Raw genomic sequence first — 19,191 nt, 5'->3', positions numbered from 1 at the left:
GGCATTCCGCATTTAAATGATTATACCACAAATACGGTCACAATAACAATAGACTTTACAAAAATTTTGTATGTAATGCGTTTTCGGGCAAACAAAAATGCCGACAGAAAAATCCGTCGGCACAAATGATTTGTAATATTTTGATTATTTTTTAGCTGTTGTTTTCTTTTCGGCAGGCTTTTCAGCTTTTACGGTTTTGCTTTCAGCCTTTACGGCAGTTTTGGCTTTCTCGACTTTTTCAGCCTTAACTGCTTTTTCTGTTTTTTCAGCTTTTTTCTCAACCTCAGCAGAAGCAGGAGTTTCCTCCTTAACTGCTTTTACTGCCTTTTTAACGGGCTTTTCGGGAGCGGGTTCGGCTTTCTTTTCAACCTTTTCAGCGGTTGCTTCTGCCTTTGCAGACTTTGCTTCAACCTTTACTTTTTCTGCCTTATCTTCCTTTTTCGGAGCAGCCTTTGCCGATTTCTTTGCCTTTTCGGCTTTAAGCTTTGCAAGAGCGGCGTCCTTCTTTGCCGTAGTCTTTTTCTTTACGGGAAGAGCCAGCTTCTTTTTAAGCTTGAAATACATAACAGCAAGCGGCGGAACTGTGATTTCCATTGAATAGTTGAGCTCGTGGTCTTTCTTCTTTTTAGCCTTGAGCTCGCCCTCGTTTCTGATTCCGCAACCGCCGAATTCTTCAGCCTCGGAGTTGAACACTTCTTCGTAAATACCGTATTCGGGCACACCAACAACATAGTTATCGTGCTGAACAGGCTGGAAGTTACACACGCAGATGATTTCACTGCCGTCATAAGCAATTCTGCGGAACGAAATGATGCTGTTCTTGTAGTCATCAAGTGCAATCCACTGGAAACCGTCCCAATCATAGTCGTTCTCATGCATGGCAGGAACATCACGGTAGAACTTGTTTGCCTCAGCAAAGAAGCGGTTAAGCTGACGGTGCTTTTCAAATGAAAGAAGGTTCCATTCAAGCTCCTCGTTCGCATTCCACTCGTCAAACTGACCGATTTCACTGCCCATGAACATAAGCTTCTTACCCGGGTGAGCCATCATATATGCCACAAAGCCTCTCACACCGCTGAACTTCATGTCATAGTCGCCGGGCATTTTATTGATGAGAGAACCCTTGCCGTAAACAACTTCATCATGAGAAATCGGGAGCATAAAGTTCTCGGAAAAAGCATAAACCATGCTGAATGTAAGGGTATCGTGGTGATAATTTCTCCACAACGGATCAAGTGAGATGTACGAAAGCATATCGTTCATCCAACCCATATTCCACTTGTAGTCAAAGCCGAGTCCCATATCCTTAATCGGATAGCGTGTAACATTCGGCCATGCCGTACTTTCTTCGGCAATCATCATAGCCTCGGGGTGGAACATATGTACAACCGTGTTGAGCTTCTGCAGGAAATCAACGGCAACAAGGTTTTCTCTTCCGCCGTATGCGTTTGCAATCCACTCGCCGTCATTCCTGTTGTAGTCAAGATAAAGCATTGATGCAACGGCGTCAACACGGATACCGTCAACATGATACTTGTCAAGCCAGAACATTGCAGACGAAAGGAGGAAGCTTGTTACCTCATATCTGCCGTAATTGAAGATATATGTACCCCATTCCTTGTGTTCGCCGATACGGGGATCTTCATATTCATAACAGCCTGTACCGTCAAATCTGCCAAGACCGTGTGCGTCCTTCGGAAAGTGGGCAGGAACCCAGTCAAGGATAACGCCGATGCCCTCTTCATGACATCTGTCCACAAAATACATAAGGTCTTTCGGCTCACCGTAACGGGATGTTGCGGCAAAGTAGCCTGTAACCTGATAGCCCCAGCTGCCGTCAAACGGATATTCTGTAAGAGGCATAAACTCAATGTGAGTGTAGCCCATATTCTTTACATAAGGAATAAGCTCATCAGCAAGCTTGCGATAGCTGAAAACATTGCCGTCCTCATACTTACGCCAAGAGCCTGCATTTACCTCATAAACATTGATAGGCATATTCTTGTGCGGATGCTCTTTTTTGTAGTCATACCACTTTTCATCGTGCCACTCGTAGCCGTCAATCTCGTAAACACGGGATGCGTTGTCGGGACGAGTCTGGCAATGAAAAGCATAAGGATCGGTTTTGAGCCTTCTCTCATGCCACGGGGTTTCGACACAATATTTATAGCAGGCAAACTCCGGAATTCCCTCAATAAACAACTCCCAGACGCCGCCGTCCGAGATTTTGTACATAAAGTTTGCGTCATTGTTCCAGTCGTTAAAATCACCGACCACCGAAACGGACAATGCGTTCGGCGCCCAAACTCTGAACACAACGCCCTGACGACCGTCCCAGTTCACAAAGTGTGAGCCTAAAAATTCATAAGCGCGAACAGATTCGCCCTGCAGGAACTGATCCAGTGGAGCTCTTTCGTCATTGATTTTAAAAGCCATAGTAACCCTCTTTTCTGCGATTGTAGGCAGTCTTTCAATATTATAAGAACAGTATAATATATTTTCACCAAATATACAAGTGGTAAAAACGATTTTTATGTAAATAATTTTGTCGGTTTGTCTGAAATATTGTCAGTTGCTGTGAAAATCGTTCCAAAAAATAGTCAGGGAATGCGTGTTTCATCCGTAATTTTTATTTTTGACACACTTATCCCATACTGTTATAATATACAATAACGAAAGCATAAACAAGCGACAATTACGCTACTTTCGTCGGAAAACCAACTAATTTTAAAATCAGGTGATTATCTTTGGACATAAGAGTTATAAAAAGCAAGAAAAGTATTTTTGACGCATTTGTAAATCTGCGTTCAAAAAAAGAACTGCGCAAAATTACCGTTAAGGAGCTTTGTGAAAAAGCACTCATCAACAAATCTACCTTCTACACATATTATGAAGATATGTTCGACCTTTCGGATAAAATTGAAAGCGAGGTAGTTGACGGCATTGTAAGTACCATAAGCAATCCGCAGATGATGATTGACGAGCCCGTAAAATTTTATCGCAGTCTTTTGGGCGCAGTGTCTGAAAACAAGAAATTGATTGACACGGTATTTTCGGGTTCACAGCATCCTAATCTTATCGTGAAGATTTCAAAGTCATTAAAGAAAATGACCTTTGAAAATCATCCCGAGTACATAAATGATAAAAAAATCTGCACAATCCTTGACTACGCAATCTACGGCGGATACTATGCCTTTGTTGAAAATCAGGAGAACACAAACGATTATTCGGATGAACTTATTGAATCGGTTTCAGTGATTTCCGAGCATATGACAAAACTCATAAAAGCAAGCATTCCAACCCTTAAGAGCAATAATACATAAAAAGACTTTTTGCATATTTTTCAAGCTGTATTATTCATTAATTTGTGCAAAGTGCGATTTTTGTCGAACTTCAAAATATTTATTTAAAATTGCTGTCGATTGTGATAGAATATATTCGGTTTTATAAGAGAGAAAGGAGAGTCGGTCAGACTGCCGTTTAGGAGGCGTTTGAAGTCTGTCCGAAAAAGAAGTTATGGAAATTAACACACTTGATATTCTGAAGAATCTTGCCATAATCCTTGTTGCGGCAAAGCTTCTCGGTATTGTTGCCAGAAAGCTCGGCGCACCGCAGGTTGTGGGTGAGATTATTGCAGGTCTTATCGTAGGACCTTGTATGCTCAATTTTGTATCGTATGACGGGTTCATCTCAGGTATGGCTGAAATCGGCGTTATTTTGCTGATGTTCTCGGCAGGTCTGGGAACGGATCTTAAAGAGCTTATCAAAACAGGACCTGTTGCCTTGCTTGTTGCGTTTGCCGGTGTAATCGTTTCGGTTGCAGGCGGTGCGGCTGTTTACCTTGTATTCGGCTTTGGCGACGGTGATCTGGCAATGCTTGAGGCTGTATTTATGGGAACAATTCTTGCGGCAACCTCGGTTAGTATTACTGTTCAGGCTCTTAAAGAAATGGGACACCTGAAAGGAAGGGTTGCAACAACAATTCTTTCAGCCGCAATTATAGACGATGTTATCGGCATCGTACTTCTCACCGTTGTAATCGGTTTCAAAAGCCCCGATGTTCAGCCTGCGTCCGTTTGCATCAACATTGTACTTTTCTTTGTTCTTGCATTTATACTCGGCTTTGCACTTTATTTTCTCTTCAAGTGGCTCGACAAACTCTGGCCGCACTCAAGAAGAATTCCGATTTTCGGTCTTGTTCTCTGCTTTGCGTGTGCATACTGCGCGGAAGAATTTTTCGGAATTGCAGACATCACAGGCGCATATGTTGCAGGTATTATCCTCTGTAACATCAAGGATTCACAGTACATCGAAAGAAAGATGGATGTCAGCTCGTATATGATTTTCGGACCTGTATTCTTTGCAAGTATCGGACTTCAGACAAGCTTTAACGATTTCAACCTTTCAATGCTCTGGTTCTCAATTGCACTCGTTGCAGTTGCACTTTTGACAAAGGTTATCGGCTGCGGCGGTACGGCAAAGCTTTGCAAATTCAATATGCCCGACTCGCTCAAAATCGGCGTAGGTATGATGAACCGTGGTGAGGTCGGTCTTATCGTTGCCAAGAAGGGACTTGACACAGGTCTTATGGCACCGCAGTTTTTTGCTCCTATTATTATTCTTATCATCGTTTCATCGCTTGCAACACCTATTCTTCTCAAGGTAGTTTACAAGAAATGGCCGGGTAAAGAAAATGAGGAGGCAGACAATCGTTCGGAAAAGCTTGCCGAAAACGAAAAGTATCTTACTCAGGAAGTTGTCGGTGCAACCTACAACATCACAGAAGATAATTTCAAAGATAAAAGCAAAGACGAATAATTTAATACAATAACCTAAAAGGACAAATGACAGTCATCAAGTCATTTGTCCTTATTTTTATATCTGTAAATTGTCAATAGTTATCGTAAAAATCTTCTGCACAGGGCAAAAATGCCTTGTCAAATTCACTTTTCGGCAAAAGCCACAGCTTGATGTACATTGCAATCGGGGATGCAGGAGGCAGAACTTTTATATTAAGCCCGTCAAATTTCAGCTTGCTTTCGTAATAAAAGCCCTTGCACGCACCCGTCAAAAATACGGGAATATTCATTGCTTTTGCTTTTTGACAAAAGTCGTTCAAGGCCTTACCGTCAGTATTCAGCGTACCCGAATGGAAGCCCTCAAGGAGAACGGCTTTTACATTTTCCGTAATTTCTGGATACTGCATACCGACCGTTGCGGAAATTTTCAGCACATTGCTGTTATCCGAAATTCGGACGCTTTCATCAAAAGCAAACTCGCTTTTTAATGTCTTATAGCGGATATTCTTCACAAAAATTCCGTTCTGAATTTTTCCGTAGCTTTCGTCAAAAATGCTGTGCAGTTCGTCGCTGTATGCCGAATGTGCAAGCAGTCTTGACGCTCTGTGAATTGTCACGGGCAAATCAGCATTTTTATACGAAACAAAAGCACCGTTTCCGCTGCCTGATTTTATAAAGTCAATCGCACCGACAAAATTTTCAAAGCCGTTTGAACGGCTGTCATCAAGCGGATAATTTGCCGAAACAAGCACAATCGGCACATTTAAGCCGTCAAAAATATAAGCAAGAAATGCAGATGTATATTGCAGGGTGTCTGTTCCGTGAGTTACAACAATGCCGTCATAGCTGTTCAAATCATAGCTTTGCAGACAGTCGGCAAGCCTGTTCATGTGACAGCCCTCAAGATTTTCGCTGAGGACGGTATAAGGCTCAGCCGTGTCAAAATCAACATCGCCGTACCTGTCAAGATACATCTGCGTGAGCATATATTTCTGCTCATTGTCGGGCGAAAGCACCTCGCCTTTACGCACACAGCCGATTGTACCGCCCGTAAAAACAACAAGAATTTTCATATACTCACCTCTTTCATATTCTGCCCATAAACAATTATAAATAAACTATTTATTTTCCTTGCCCGTGATTTTTTCGATTGTGATTTCATAAACGCCTGTCATACTGCCCGATTTCTCTATGCACCTTTTTCCGCTTTCGATAAATTCGGGAGCATATTTTTCAACAATCAGTTCAAGACCTCTGTTCTTGTTTTTAACCGATTTTGCAATCGTACCGAACACAACCGCACTTTCGTATTTTGAAGTCAGTTTTGCACCGTCAATTCTGTTGTTTTGAACCGTGCAAAACGAAACCTTGTTGCTGTATTCAACATTTTTCAGTTTCAAACCCGAATTCGGAGCGCAATGGAAATAAATTTTGTTGCCCTCAACGGCAAAATTTACAGGCACACCGTAGGGATAGCCGTCCTCCCCGATTGTTGACAAAATGCCGTATTCACCGCTTTTAAGGATTTCATAGGCTCTTTCTTCGGTAGTTTCCCTGTCTTTTCTACGCATCTTTTCGTTCATTATTCAACTCCGATGTCGTTCATAACCATTCCCGTAATCATCTTCGGATAGAAATATGTTGACTTCTGCGGCATCTTTTCGCCTGCGGCGGCAACATCACGGATTTCGGTTACTCTTGTCGGATTAAGCACAAACGAGCATTGGAACTTGCCGTTGTCAACGCCCTCAACAGCCTCTGAGAAGAACTTTGTGTATGTAAGGTTAATCTGATTTGCCATATTTTCCTTATCAATGCCGAAAATTCTTTCAAGCACAAGTGAGTGGAGAACGGTAACATCAAGCTGTCTTGACGGTTCACTCAATTCGGGAAGAAGCTTGTCCATAATGTCAAGATTTTTCAGCACAAGCCTGTACCATTTTCCGTTTCCGACATAGAATCCGAATGCCTTTTTGCCCTCGTCATAGAGCTTTGCAAGCTCGCTTTCCATATTGTCCGTGCTGTTCATTTCGGTTACATCAAAATATTCCCTGCAACCGTCAAGAACTTTTTCAACATTAAAGTCCGGCAAATCACGCACAAGGCGGTGTGTCGGGAATACAACAAGTCCCGGATGCTCCATGTCAACAAGGTAAATCATCTGATAATCACAAGGATCGCCAACCTTTGAAAGACCGTTTTCACGGCAGTAGTTTCTATAGTTCAAGGCGGTTTCATAGCGGTGGTGACCGTCTGCTATGTATAGCTTTCTGTCGGCAAAATCTGCACAAAGCTTTGCGATTACATTTTCATTCGTAACAATCCAAAGTCTGTGAGTAACACCCTCACCGTCGGTAAATTCAAGCTTTGGTGTGTCCTTAGATTCATTATCAATTGTTGCGAGAGTTGTATGCTCGCTGTCCATATAAAGGGCATAAATCTGACTGAAATTACAGTTTGTTGCCTTCATAAGATTAAGTCTGTCCTCTTTGGCCTTTGAAAGAGTGAACTCGTGGGGAAGAATGATTCCCTTTTCAAACTCTTCAAGATGAACACGGGCGATGATACCCTTGATTCTCTTGCGTTCGCCGTAAGCCGTAAATTCTTCCTCATAAACATAGATTGCAGGCTTGTCCTCGCTCACAAGAACACCCCTGTTCCGCCACATATCAAGGATTTCTCTTGCTGTCTGATACGGGTTTTCGCCCTCTTTCGGAAGCTCAAGCCGAATGATATTATACTCGTTTTCACTGATATAACCGAGTCTTTGTTCCTCGCTTATGATGTCATAAGGCGGACAGCAAAGCTGAGAAATTTCGCCTGCTTTTTCCGTGTTGTAACGCATTCCTCTGAACGCTTTTATTTCTGCCATATTAAAAACCTCCAAATTGTTTTTCGGTCAAGTGTATCTTCACCGTCCGGATAAGGCAATTATAACACAAACAGTCGTCATGAACAAGAAAAAGTGGAAATATTATAATTTTCTGTACAAAGCAATCTATTCAATAAAAATTTTCGTGCTATTACCTATTCACTTCGTGTGTAAACACGAAGTGATTGCAATCACTGTTTGCCGCTGTAGTAGAACCACATTTTGTGAGATTTATTAAATTTGTTTTCAACAAACGATATCTGCCATTTCCTGTCTGGCGGATGATATCCGTCCCTACACACAACAAAAAGAGCCGACGCTAAAGCATCGGCTCTGAATGTTAAAAATGAAACGATAATCGGTTAAAATTAATCGTTAATAGCGATAACTGCGCCTGAACCTACTGTTCTGCCGCCTTCACGGATAGCGAAACGAAGACCAACTTCGATAGCGATAGGAGTAATAAGTTCAACATCCATTTCAACGTTATCACCAGGCATGCACATCTCTACGCCCTCTGGGAGTGAGATTGTACCTGTTACGTCAGTTGTTCTGAAGTAGAACTGTGGACGATAGTTGTTGAAGAATGGAGTATGACGGCCACCTTCGTCCTTAGTAAGAACATAAACCTGGCCACGGAACTTTGTGTGTGGGTGAATTGTACCCGGCTTAGCAAGTACCTGACCTCTCTGGATTTCAGATCTCTGAACACCACGGAGAAGAACACCTACGTTGTCGCCTGCTTCAGCGAAGTCAAGAGTCTTTCTGAACATTTCAAGACCTGTAACAACAACTTTTCTCTTTTCGTCTGTAAGACCAACGATTTCAACTTCTTCACCAGTCTTAACCTGACCTCTTTCAACTCTACCGGTTGCAACAGTACCACGACCTGTGATTGTGAATACGTCCTCAACAGGCATAAGGAATGGCTGGTCAGCCTTACGGTCAGGAGTTGGAATATACTCGTCAACAGCGTCCATAAGCTCGTGGATGCACTTGTACTCAGGAGCGTTAGGATCCTTTGATGTGCTTGTAAGAGCAAGGTAAGCTGAACCCTTGATGATTGGTGTATCGTCGCCCGGGAACTCATACTCGTTGAGGAGGTCACGAATCTCCATCTCTACGAGCTCGAGGAGCTCAGGATCGTCAACCTGGTCAGTCTTGTTCATGAATACTACGATGTAAGGTACACCTACCTGACGAGAAAGAAGGATATGCTCTCTTGTCTGTGGCATAGGACCATCAGCAGCTGATACAACAAGGATAGCGCCGTCCATCTGAGCAGCACCAGTGATCATGTTCTTTACATAGTCAGCATGGCCTGGGCAGTCAACGTGTGCATAGTGACGCTTGTCTGTTTCATACTCAACGTGAGCTGTGTTAATTGTGATACCACGCTCTCTCTCTTCAGGAGCCTTATCGATGTTAGCGTAATCAACGAAATCAGCGTCGCCTTCGAGGTTGAGAACCTTTGTGATAGCAGCAGTAAGTGTTGTTTTACCATGGTCAACGTGGCCGATTGTACCAATGTTAACATGGGGTTTATTTCTTTCAAATTTTTCTCTTGCCATTGGAAATTTCCTCCTTATTGTTGTAAAAAGAATTTACAATAGATTTAAACATATTGTATCAATTTTTTTTAAAAAAATCAATACATTTTTGAAAAAAGTGCATTAAAAGGAACGATTAGTCCTTCTTAGCTCTTTCACTCATAATCTTTTCAGCAATGTTCTTCGGAACCTCTGCATATGTGTCAGGCTCCATAACATACTGACCGCGGCCCTGAGTCTTTGAACGCATATCTGTTGCGTAACCAAACATCTCTGAAAGCGGAACATGAGCGATAACTCTCTGAACGCCGTTGTCAGCTTCCATGCTCTGGATCATACCACGGCGAGAGTTAAGGTCGCCGATTACATCGCCGAGGTATTCCTCAGGAGTGATAACAGTAACCTTCATGATCGGTTCGAGAAGTACAGGGTCTGCCTTCTTCATAGCATTCTTAAATGCCATTGAACCGGCAATCTTAAATGCCATTTCTGATGAGTCGACTTCATGATAAGAACCATCATAAAGCTCAACCTTAACATCAACTACATTGTAGCCTGCAACAACACCGCTGAGCATTGCGCCCTGAATACCCTGGTCAACAGCCGGAATGTATTCCTTAGGAATAGCACCGCCGACAATGTTGTTGACGAACTCATAGCCCTTGTCCTTGTTAGGATAGATATTGATCTTAACGTGACCGTACTGACCCTTACCACCTGACTGACGAGCATACTTTTCGTCAACAGAAGCTTCCTTGCGGATAGTTTCCTTGTATGCAACCTGTGGAGCACCGATGTTTGCTTCTACCTTAAATTCACGGAGAAGACGGTCAACAATGATTTCGAGGTGGAGTTCACCCATACCTGCGATGATTGTCTGACCTGTTTCTTCGTCTGTATAAGCCTTGAAAGTAGGATCTTCTTCTGCAAGCTTTGCAAGAGCGATACCCATCTTTTCCTGACCTGCTTTTGTCTTCGGCTCAATAGCAACACGAATTACAGGATCAGGGAATTCCATAGACTCAAGGATAACAGGAGCCTTCTCATCACAGAGAGTATCACCTGTTGTTGTATTTTTAAGACCAACGGCAGCAGCGATGTCACCTGCGTATACGCAGTCGATATCTTTTCTGTCGTTAGCGTGCATCTGCAAGATACGACCGAGACGCTCGTTGGTGTCCTTAACTGAGTTGTAAACAGTTGTGCCGGCAGAAACTGTACCGGAGTAAACTCTGAAGAAGCAGAGCTTACCAACAAACGGGTCAGTAGCAATCTTGAATGCGAGAGCTGCGAATGGCTCTTTATCTGATGACGGTCTTTCAACCTCATCGCCTGTTTCAGGGTCAACACCCTTGATAGCAGGTACATCTGTCGGAGCAGGCATATAATCAACGATAGCATCAAGGAGCATCTGAACACCCTTGTTACGGTAAGAAGAACCGCAGGTTACAGGTACCATTGTGTTGTCAATAGTAGCCTTTCTGATTGTGCTCTTGATTTCGTCGATTGTAAGCTCTTCGCCGCCGAAGTATTTCTCCATAAGATCTTCATCGAGTTCAGCAACTGATTCGATAAGTTTCTCATGATACTCGTTAGCGAGATCCTGCATCTCTTCCGGAATTTCCTCTTCACTGTAGTCTGTGCCGTCTTCGTTGTGATAGATTTCGGCTTTCATAGTAACGAGGTCAACGATGCCTCTGAAATCACTCTCAGCACCGATCGGAAGCTGAATCGGAACAGCATTACATTTAAGTCTGTCCTTCATCATCTGAACAACATGGTAGAAGTTAGCGCCCATGATGTCCATCTTGTTTACATAAACCATTCTCGGAACGCCGTAGTTATCAGCCTGACGCCATACTGTTTCAGACTGAGGCTCAACGCCGCCTTTTGCGCAGAGGACTGTTACAGAACCGTCAAGAACACGAAGTGAACGCTCAACTTCAACAGTGAAGTCAACGTGACCGGGGGTGTCGATGATGTTGATTCTGTGCTTGTCATACTGATGCTTGCTGCCGAACCAGAATGCAGTTGTAGCAGCAGAGGTGATTGTGATACCACGCTCTTTTTCCTGAACCATCCAGTCCATTGTGGAAGCACCGTCGTGTGTCTCACCGATTTTATGGTTTACGCCGGTATAATACAGGATACGCTCAGTTGTTGTGGTTTTACCGGCATCAATGTGAGCCATGATACCGATGTTTCTTGTTTTTTCAAGTGGAACCTGTCTTGGCATAAAATCCTCCTAATAAACGCTGATGATAAAATTACCATCTGTAATGAGCGAAAGCCTTGTTAGCTTCAGCCATCTTATGAGTGTCTTCACGCTTCTTGAAAGCACCGCCGGCACTGTTTGTGGCATCAAGGATTTCTCCTGCAAGTCTTTCCTTCATTGTCTTTTCGCTGCGAGCTCTTGAATAAGTAGAAATCCAGCGAAGACCGAGTGTCTGGCGTCTTTCAGGACGAACCTCCATAGGTACCTGATAAGTAGCACCGCCGACACGACGAGCCTTTACTTCGAGAACGGGCATTACATTTTCCATAGCCTGTTCAAAAACCTCAAGCGGGTTGTTTCCTGTCTTTTCAGCAATAATATCGAATGCACCGTAAACAATTTTCTGAGCAACGCCCTTTTTACCGTCGTACATAATGTTGTTGATAAGACGAGTTACGAGTTTTGAATTATAAAGCGGATCTGGTAATACATCACGCTTCGCAATAGAACCTCTTCTTGGCACTTTGCTTCCCTCCTTCACAATAATTGAGATATCATAGGTACTCGAAAGCGACAAACTCCCGTATGCCAACAAGACATTCTACCATAATATATATAGTAAAATTCCTGCCGCATAGCAGAACTTAAATAATTTAAGTCAAGAGAGTTTTGTCAATTCCTTATTTACCCTTCTTCGGACGCTTAGCACCGTACTTTGAACGGCTCTGCATACGGCCCGAAACGCCCTGAGCGTCGAGTGTACCACGAACGATGTGGTAACGAACACCAGGCAAGTCCTTAACACGGCCACCACGAATAAGAACAACGCTGTGTTCCTGAAGGTTGTGACCTATGCCGGGAATATAGGAACTGACTTCAATACCGTTAGAAAGTCTTACTCTGGCAATCTTTCTGAGCGCTGAGTTAGGCTTTTTAGGTGTAGCGGTCTTTACTGCAGTACAAACACCTCTCTTCTGTGGGGAGCTCTGATCAATAGCAACACGCTTTTTTGAGTTCCAACCCTTTAAGAGAGCAGGTGCCTTTGCCTTCTTCTCGGAAACCTGTCTGCCCTTGCGTACCAACTGGTTAAATGTAGGCATTATTTGTCCTCCTTTCAAAAAATATAAGAATTGATAAAACTGCTTTGCTTTTGCAAAGCCCTGTGAAACATCAATAATATCCCCAAAAACGGGCGCAATTACAGAATGTCCCACGATTAAACATTATAAACTATCCGCTCGCTTTTTGTCAAGCATTTTTTTGTAAAATTTAAGCGGGCTTATGCTTGATAAATATTATACATTCCCACGAATATGTTTTTATATTATGAAAGCTGTATATTAATCACAGCGACTAGCAAAAAATTGTCTGCACGAATTGACAACGGCGGCACGCCGCAATGAAAAAAGGCAGTCAAAAAATGACTGCCCGTTTTCATATTTAATTAAGAGAGAGGAAAAATGTATCAAATGAAAAAATCTTATTAGCTGTTTAATCGGTCGGTGTTTGCCGTTCACATCCGCCGCATCTTTATTTTACCATACCAATATTGACAACTGTGTGACAAAAACAAGAAAGTTTTCGGAATTTTTAATTTTTTCATTTGTAGCAACAAACAATGTATTTGAAAATTTAGTAAATGTCACAAATTTGTAGGGGCGTTCATTGGACGCCCGCCTTGATGATACTGTTTGCTTATTCACATAACTTTTGATGTGATGAAAATTATGTATTCAATTTTGCACGCAATGCGTGCAATCGTGTGCAATGCACACGAACGGGAGAACACGGTTCTCCCCTACAAAATAGCAGTAACTTTGTGATATTTATATAGTTTATTTCTATCACAATGTTTGTGTCTTTACTTGCGGGCGTCCAATGAACGCCCCTACGGGATTGTGCAAACAGCAGCTATACTACGCTCAGGCGATATAGTCTTTAATACAAAATAACTGTCTGCACGAACAAAAAATCATTCAGCAGACTTAATGATTACCGTTGACTGTGGCGGTACAGAGATTTTACCGTCTTTAAGCTCGGTATGCTTTGAGCTGCTTTCGGGGATAAGGTCTGCACGGAGAGTTGCGTTCTTAATCATATCGTCTGTAATTGTAAGCTCCTTGGCGTCTTTCTTGCTGAAGTTATGAATAATGAGGAGCTTTGAGCCCTCATATTCAACATAGTAAGCGCCGACTGCCTTATCATCAAAGCCCTGTGTGCCTACAATTCTGCCCCTTGCAATTTCGGGGTTCTGATTTTTGATTGTGATAATTCTACGATAGTAGTTGAGGAGAGAATCCTTGTCGGCAAGCTGCTGTTTTACACCGCCGCCGGTAGGCACTTCTGCCTCTTCTCCGATACCGTTTACATAAATATCGGGAAGGTTGTCGCTGTCAAAAACCATCTGTGTTCTGTATGCCGCATCGTTTGTGGTATTCGGAGCCTTAATGCCGATTTCCTCTCCGTAATAGATGAACGGATTACCCGGTGCAAGCATATAAACTGCGGCTGCAAGTTTCTGAGAAGAAAGTCCCTGAGATTCAAGTGCGTTTCCGCTACGAACCTGATCGTGGTTTGAAAGGAACATTGCATTGATAGCATTGGGATTTGACTCTGTCATTTTGTTATCGTAATTCATAATTTTTTTGGCAGTAGCCATACCGCCCTGCGAAATGATGTTGCTGATAATTGTGCCTGTTGAGGTTGAAAACTTAAATGCAAACTGGCTGTCGATACCGGATTTGTAAAGCTCCTGAATATCGGAATCATCGGTCCAGTTCTCCCCAACCATATAGACATCTTCCTTTATGCCCTTGCAGGTGTCGTAGAACCACTTGAGAAATTCTGTTCCGTCGGTTTCCTTATTTGTAAAGTATTTGCAAGCGTCAAGTCTGAAACCGTCAACTCCTCGGTCAAGCCAGAATTTCGCAATTTTTGTAAATTCTTCTCTCGTCTTTTTAGAATTGAGATTCCATTCGGGCATCTCCTGAGAAAAGTTCGCCTCACAGGCATAACCGTTTCCAAGACTGATAGTCTGAGTATCGCTGTCAAAATATGAGGCCTTGTGAATTTCAAAATATTCGGCATTGCCGTCAAGCTTATTATCGGCAACCTCTTCAACAGCCTTTGTGAAAAGCGGATTTTTTGAAGATGCGTGATTCAAAACAAGGTCAAGAATTACATTTATGCCACGCTTGTGACATTCTTCAATAAGCTTGTCGAAATCGTCGAGCGTACCGAAGTCGGGATCAATATTGTAATAATCTTCAACATCATACTTATGATATGACTTTGACGGCATAATCGGAGTAAGCCAGATTGCGTCAACACCGAGGTCGTCACCTGAATTTGGGTCGCCGTCATTAAGGTAGTCAAGCTGTGAGATGATTCCCTGAAGGTCGCCTGTTTCGTCACCGTTTGAATCGCAGAAAGAGTTTACGAAAATTTCGTAGTAGTTTCTGTATTTATCGGTTGATGCAGTTGCCTTAACGCCTTCAATCGGGTCGGCAACTTTTGCAGTATTTCCGTCGGATGAATCTGATTTTGATGATGAAGAATCAGAGCAGCCTGTAAGCACACAGCCCGCAAGCATTGCACCTGCAAGAAGAATGGAAAGAATTTTTTTCATAGTATCCTCCGTAAATTTAAAATGGGCGGCAGCCTGTGACTGCCGCCCGTGAGAGCTTTTGTATATTGGATTAACCCTTTACGCCACCGGCTGTTACACCTTCAACATAATACTTCTGCATCTTGAGGAAGAGAAGTGTAATCGGAACAGCAACAACAACAGAACCTGCGAGGAACTGCTTGTAGTATGTGTTCTTAAAGTCCTGATCAATCATTAGCTGAAGACCGATAGCAACAGTATAGTTGTCACGAGCATCACCCATGATAATCTTAGCAAGAATGAAGTCTGTCCACGGTCCGATAAATGAAGTAAGAACCGTGTAAACAACAATCGGCTTTGACATAGGAAGAATAATCTTCCAGAAAATCTGGTTCTTGGTAGCACCGTCAATGGTTGCCGCCTCGTCAAGTGCTCTTGGAATTGTATCGAAGAAGCCCTTTGAAATCTGGAAACCAAGACCGGCACCGCAGCTGTAGCAGATTACAAGAGCAACGAGAGTCTGAGTAAGACCCATTGCCTTGAGAAGGTAGTAAATAGCAACCATTGTCATGAAGCCGGGGAACATACCGAGAATCATACCAACATTCATAAACTTTTTACGAGCCTTAAATCTGAGTCGGCTGAATGCGTAACTAACCATAAGAACCGAAATTGTAGAAATTACGCAGCTGAAACAAGCAACTACGAATGTGTTAAGAAACCATCTCGGGAAGTTAAGGCTTGCAGTACCGCCTGAGCCTGTGAACAAATCAATGTAGTTCTGGAGTGTCCATTCCTGCGGGATAATTGTACTTCCGTAAATTTCAGCACCGCCACGGAATGAATGCATTAAAAGATAGATGAACGGAGAAATCCAAATGAAACCCATTACAATAAGGAACAGGTAAACAAAAGCGTTCGCAATGTGTCTTCTTAACTTGTAACTTTTTATCATGAGAACGCCTCCTCATCCTTCATTGATTTTGAGTTATTATACACAATGAGTGAGAGCGTTGCGCAAATAACAAATACCAAAATACCTATCGCGGCGGCAAGTCCGTAGTCCTGAGAGATCATGGTCAGCTTAAAGAGCCATGTAACAAGGATATCGGTTTGACCGGCCTGATAATATTTTTCGGTCGTCGGACTACCGTTTGACAACAGGTAAATAACATTAAAGTTATTGATGTTGCCGACAAACTGGGTAATGAGCTGAGGAGTTGTAACAAAGAGCATATACGGAAGTGTGATAGCCGTAAATGTCTTTACAGGACCTGCACCGTCAATTCTTGCAGATTCGTAGAGATCCTCAGGAATATTCATAAGAATACCCGACATAGAAAGGATGGTGTACGGAATACCTATCCAACAGTTAATGATGATAACTACCCAACGAGCCAGTGTTGCATTATCAGTCAGCCACTGAATTTCAACATGACTGTTTGTAATGTTTGAAAGCAGGATATTTACAGCACCGTTTGACTGGAGCATCTGGTTCATGAGAAGAAGTGATACGAACTGAGGAACAGCAATTGTGATAACGAAAAGTGTTCTCCAGAGTGATTTAAACTTGATACCCTTCTTGTTGATCATAAGAGCAAAGATCATACCGAGGATATAGTTTGAGAATGTAGCTGCAACAGCCCAGATAAGAGTCCATTCTGTGAGCTTAACAAATGTATAACCCTTCTTAGCACCTTCAACGAGGTTGAAGAGTGAGCCGAAGTTGTCAAAACCAATCCATGTGAACAGTGTTCCCGGAGGCATATGCTGTTTATCATAGTTGGTAAATGCAATCAAAATCATAAATATGAGCGGCAGAACATTGAAGATACCGATCATAAGTACAGGGAATGACATAAGTGTGATATGATACTTACCGTCAAGGAACTGCTTCATATCATATTTGAATGAAGTCGGTTTCTGACCGTTAGCCTTCATAATCTGATGTCTGTACGCATCTTTGATGTTTGTTATGTAAATAGCGAAAACCACTACTGTGATTACGAGTGTCAATACCGAGTAAAGCAGAATAAGCATTGAGTTATCGCCGGGTACCGGCTTTGGAATGATACCGTTGATATATTCAGTTCTCTGAGCCTGAATACCAAGTGTCGGGAACATTTTGAGATATCCCCAACCGAAAAAAGCCATATAAAGGATATAGAGAACTTCAACAGCGAAGAAAAGAATACCCTTGTAATATTTACCTTTGCTAAGATCACCTACACCGAAAATAAGGTAGGAAAGTTTTGTAGCCCAGTCGCCTTTTACGAAGGTCTTGCCGTAGTTGGCAAAGCCCTTGCCGATGCCTACGAAGAACTTAACTATTGCCTTGCCGAGTGCTGTAAAAAAATGGGCAACGGCATGAGGAATGTTACAGAAAAACTTCTTTGTGTTGTAGGCAAATCTCTGGAAAGGATTGAGCTGTTTGTATTCAACATATGTCATTAGGCGCTCTCCTTAATAATTTGCAAATCTCTCTAATACACCAAACTAATAATACTTTTTACGCTATCTTATAATAGTTGCCGTTCGTAATAAAACATTATTAGTCAGGCGAATACACAAATTGATAACGCAAGCGGACAGTCCGCATTTTTTCTTTTTTTACGGGACACTCCGTTTTCGGAGTGTCCCGCAGCTAATTAATCAATTAAATTAAATCAATTTAACTTACTTAACGATTAGCCCTCATCCCTAACGTTAGAAATTGTTTCGTTAAGAAGCTTCTTCATAGCAGCTGCATCTGAAGGTTTGCATGTGTCAGCGATGATCTTGTTGCCAAGGTTAGCCATAGGATCCCAGAATGTTGAAGCAATATTAACCTGTATACAAGCATTCTTAGCCTGCTCACCGATAGCCTTTAGAACAGGAGAACCTGTTACAGCTTTGTTTTCCTGAACCTTCTTGTTTGAAGGTCCCCAACCGAGCTTCTCAGTTCTCTGGAGCTGGCACTCTTCACCTGCAAGATAGTGAGCAAGAATCTGAGCTGTTGCCGGGAACTTAGAAGAACCGTTTACACCGATGTACTTATAACCGAACATTGAGATAAGCTGCTTGTCTGTGCCGTTGACATTGATTGTAGGAAGCTTTGCAGCACCGAAGTTGTCACCGAGAGCCTTCTGGTTAGAAGCTGTATCCCATGAACCGTCGATACCTGCGCCACACTTACCGCTTGCAAAACCTGAAGCGATGTTAGCAACGTCAAGCGACTGGAATGTACCTCTGTAATCCTTGATGAGCTTTGCAAAAGCCTGAAGTGTTTTAACAGCTTCATCTTCGTCATATTTAACAAATTTCTGTGTAATACCGTCTTTTTCAAGACCGTCAATTTTAACACCTGCAGTGAAAGCGAAAGTACAAGCATAGTAACCGTCACCGGCATTCATAATGAACTTCTTACCTGCCTTCTTACAAGCCTCAAGAATACCCTCAAGTGTCTGAGCCTGCTCGTCTGAAACTACTGACTTATCATAAACGAGATAGTAACCGTTATCGTTTGTTTCAGGATAAGCATAGAGGGTACCATTAAGTGTACCTGCTTTTACAGTTCCCTCATCATTAGCCTCTGTTACGGCATCCTTAAATGCAACCTGAGAAATAACGCCTGCATCAACAAGCTTGTTGAGCTGATCACTCGGGAAGCTGAATACATCTGCAGCTGTTGTAGCATCGTTAAGCATATTTGTAGCAGCATCCTTTTCGCCCTGTGCTACAACTGAGATTTCCTTGAACTTTCTTTTAGGATAAGCCTTTTTGAAAGCCTCAACCTGCTCTTTAACAAGGCTTACAGCAGCATCAGGAGCCCATACCTTAAGAGTTACAGGCTTGCTGTCTGTACCTTCATCGCCGAAGTAACTGTCGTCAACGATTGAGCCTTCAATCTTAGCAGCACCGTCCGAAGAACCGTTGTCTGTTTTTGAACCGTTGTCTGTTTTCGATGATGCGTCTCCGCCGCCGCAGCCAACAAGTGCAGTAGCAGTCATCATACCTGCCAATAAAATGGCGAGAATCTTTTTCATTGGAAAAATCCCTCTTTCTGAATATTTTCGTAGTGTCCTTTCGGATTACATACTTTTTTTGAGGATATAACGCACAAAGTGCATCATATCCGCTACATAAATCATATCAAAAAATCGCCTGAA

At 42.6% G+C, this 19,191-nt stretch carries 14 protein-coding genes; 2 read left to right on the top strand and 12 right to left on the bottom strand.

Annotated elements, in window-relative coordinates; translation table 11 throughout:
• Positions 1-144: 144 nt before the first annotated feature.
• Positions 145-2,436, bottom strand: coding sequence for a 1,4-alpha-glucan branching protein GlgB (glgB, locus tag QDI94_RS09240; protein ID WP_278868525.1), 2,292 nt, complete (start codon positions 2,434-2,436; stop codon positions 145-147).
• Positions 2,437-2,747: 311 nt separating this feature from the next.
• Here glgB and QDI94_RS09235 point away from each other — a divergent pair, with 311 nt between their 5' ends.
• Positions 2,748-3,323, top strand: a complete 576-nt coding sequence (locus QDI94_RS09235) for a TetR/AcrR family transcriptional regulator (RefSeq protein ID WP_101029816.1) — start codon at positions 2,748-2,750, stop codon at positions 3,321-3,323.
• Positions 3,324-3,516: 193 nt separating this feature from the next.
• Complete coding sequence (locus QDI94_RS09230; RefSeq protein ID WP_117847140.1) at positions 3,517-4,818, top strand: cation:proton antiporter; 1,302 nt, start codon at positions 3,517-3,519, stop codon at positions 4,816-4,818.
• A 73-nt stretch (positions 4,819-4,891) separates the two neighbouring features.
• Here the strand turns inward: QDI94_RS09230 and QDI94_RS09225 are convergent, their stop codons facing one another.
• From QDI94_RS09225 to QDI94_RS09175, 11 genes are all read right to left on the bottom strand, one after another.
• Entirely contained in the window at positions 4,892-5,872 is a 981-nt protein-coding gene (locus QDI94_RS09225) for an asparaginase (protein ID WP_278868523.1), read from the bottom strand.
• A 45-nt stretch (positions 5,873-5,917) separates the two neighbouring features.
• The gene (locus QDI94_RS09220; RefSeq protein ID WP_278475437.1) at positions 5,918-6,382 is read right to left on the bottom strand and encodes a pyridoxamine 5'-phosphate oxidase family protein; all 465 of its coding nucleotides are present in this window, start codon (positions 6,380-6,382) and stop codon (positions 5,918-5,920) included.
• Complete coding sequence (locus QDI94_RS09215) at positions 6,382-7,671, bottom strand: DUF1015 domain-containing protein (protein WP_278868520.1); 1,290 nt, start codon at positions 7,669-7,671, stop codon at positions 6,382-6,384. Before QDI94_RS09215 ends, QDI94_RS09220 begins: the two co-directional genes overlap by 1 nt.
• 368 nt (positions 7,672-8,039) lie before the next feature.
• Positions 8,040-9,242 carry an elongation factor Tu gene (tuf, locus tag QDI94_RS09210; RefSeq protein ID WP_278868518.1) on the bottom strand — a complete coding sequence of 401 codons (1,203 nt, stop codon included), beginning with the start codon at positions 9,240-9,242 and terminating at the stop codon, positions 8,040-8,042.
• A 115-nt stretch (positions 9,243-9,357) separates the two neighbouring features.
• On the bottom strand, positions 9,358-11,457 hold the full coding sequence (gene fusA, locus QDI94_RS09205) for an elongation factor G (protein ID WP_101029810.1): 2,100 nt from the start codon (positions 11,455-11,457) through the stop codon (positions 9,358-9,360).
• Between the two features lie 31 nt (positions 11,458-11,488).
• Positions 11,489-11,959, bottom strand: coding sequence for a 30S ribosomal protein S7 (gene rpsG / locus QDI94_RS09200; protein WP_021882688.1), 471 nt, complete (start codon positions 11,957-11,959; stop codon positions 11,489-11,491).
• Positions 11,960-12,116: 157 nt separating this feature from the next.
• Positions 12,117-12,536, bottom strand: a complete 420-nt coding sequence (rpsL, locus tag QDI94_RS09195) for a 30S ribosomal protein S12 (RefSeq protein ID WP_278868514.1) — start codon at positions 12,534-12,536, stop codon at positions 12,117-12,119.
• Between the two features lie 872 nt (positions 12,537-13,408).
• The gene (locus tag QDI94_RS09190) at positions 13,409-15,064 is read right to left on the bottom strand and encodes an alpha-amylase family glycosyl hydrolase (protein ID WP_278868511.1); all 1,656 of its coding nucleotides are present in this window, start codon (positions 15,062-15,064) and stop codon (positions 13,409-13,411) included.
• A gap of 70 nt (positions 15,065-15,134) precedes the next feature.
• The gene (locus tag QDI94_RS09185; protein ID WP_278868508.1) at positions 15,135-15,998 is read right to left on the bottom strand and encodes a sugar ABC transporter permease; all 864 of its coding nucleotides are present in this window, start codon (positions 15,996-15,998) and stop codon (positions 15,135-15,137) included.
• Positions 15,995-17,494: a carbohydrate ABC transporter permease gene (locus QDI94_RS09180; protein WP_278868505.1), complete on the bottom strand. Its 1,500-nt coding sequence runs from the start codon at positions 17,492-17,494 to the stop codon at positions 15,995-15,997. The genes QDI94_RS09185 and QDI94_RS09180 overlap by 4 nt, the downstream gene beginning before the upstream one ends.
• Before the next feature lie 236 nt (positions 17,495-17,730).
• Positions 17,731-19,068 (bottom strand): extracellular solute-binding protein, encoded by a 1,338-nt coding sequence (locus tag QDI94_RS09175; RefSeq protein WP_278475449.1) that lies wholly within the window; start codon positions 19,066-19,068, stop codon positions 17,731-17,733.
• Positions 19,069-19,191 lie beyond the last annotated feature (123 nt).

The sequence above is a fragment of the Ruminococcus bromii genome, assembly GCF_928721825.1.
In the GTDB taxonomy this organism is placed as follows: domain Bacteria; phylum Bacillota; class Clostridia; order Oscillospirales; family Acutalibacteraceae; genus Ruminococcoides; species Ruminococcoides bromii.
Note: the sequence above shows the minus strand (reverse complement) of the source record. Positions and strands in the feature narration are given on the sequence as shown.

Coding starts and splice junctions, on each gene's coding strand:
- glgB (WP_278868525.1), bottom strand. CDS start 2,436: ATGGCTTTTAAAATCAATGACGAAAGAGCTCCACTGGATCAGTTCCTG.
- QDI94_RS09230 (WP_117847140.1), top strand. CDS start 3,517: ATGGAAATTAACACACTTGATATTCTGAAGAATCTTGCCATAATCCTT.
- QDI94_RS09225 (WP_278868523.1), bottom strand. CDS start 5,872: ATGAAAATTCTTGTTGTTTTTACGGGCGGTACAATCGGCTGTGTGCGT.
- QDI94_RS09220 (WP_278475437.1), bottom strand. CDS start 6,382: ATGAACGAAAAGATGCGTAGAAAAGACAGGGAAACTACCGAAGAAAGA.
- QDI94_RS09215 (WP_278868520.1), bottom strand. CDS start 7,671: ATGGCAGAAATAAAAGCGTTCAGAGGAATGCGTTACAACACGGAAAAA.
- tuf (WP_278868518.1), bottom strand. CDS start 9,242: ATGGCAAGAGAAAAATTTGAAAGAAATAAACCCCATGTTAACATTGGT.
- fusA (WP_101029810.1), bottom strand. CDS start 11,457: ATGCCAAGACAGGTTCCACTTGAAAAAACAAGAAACATCGGTATCATG.
- rpsL (WP_278868514.1), bottom strand. CDS start 12,536: ATGCCTACATTTAACCAGTTGGTACGCAAGGGCAGACAGGTTTCCGAG.
- QDI94_RS09190 (WP_278868511.1), bottom strand. CDS start 15,064: ATGAAAAAAATTCTTTCCATTCTTCTTGCAGGTGCAATGCTTGCGGGC.
- QDI94_RS09185 (WP_278868508.1), bottom strand. CDS start 15,998: ATGATAAAAAGTTACAAGTTAAGAAGACACATTGCGAACGCTTTTGTT.
- QDI94_RS09180 (WP_278868505.1), bottom strand. CDS start 17,494: ATGACATATGTTGAATACAAACAGCTCAATCCTTTCCAGAGATTTGCC.
- QDI94_RS09175 (WP_278475449.1), bottom strand. CDS start 19,068: ATGAAAAAGATTCTCGCCATTTTATTGGCAGGTATGATGACTGCTACT.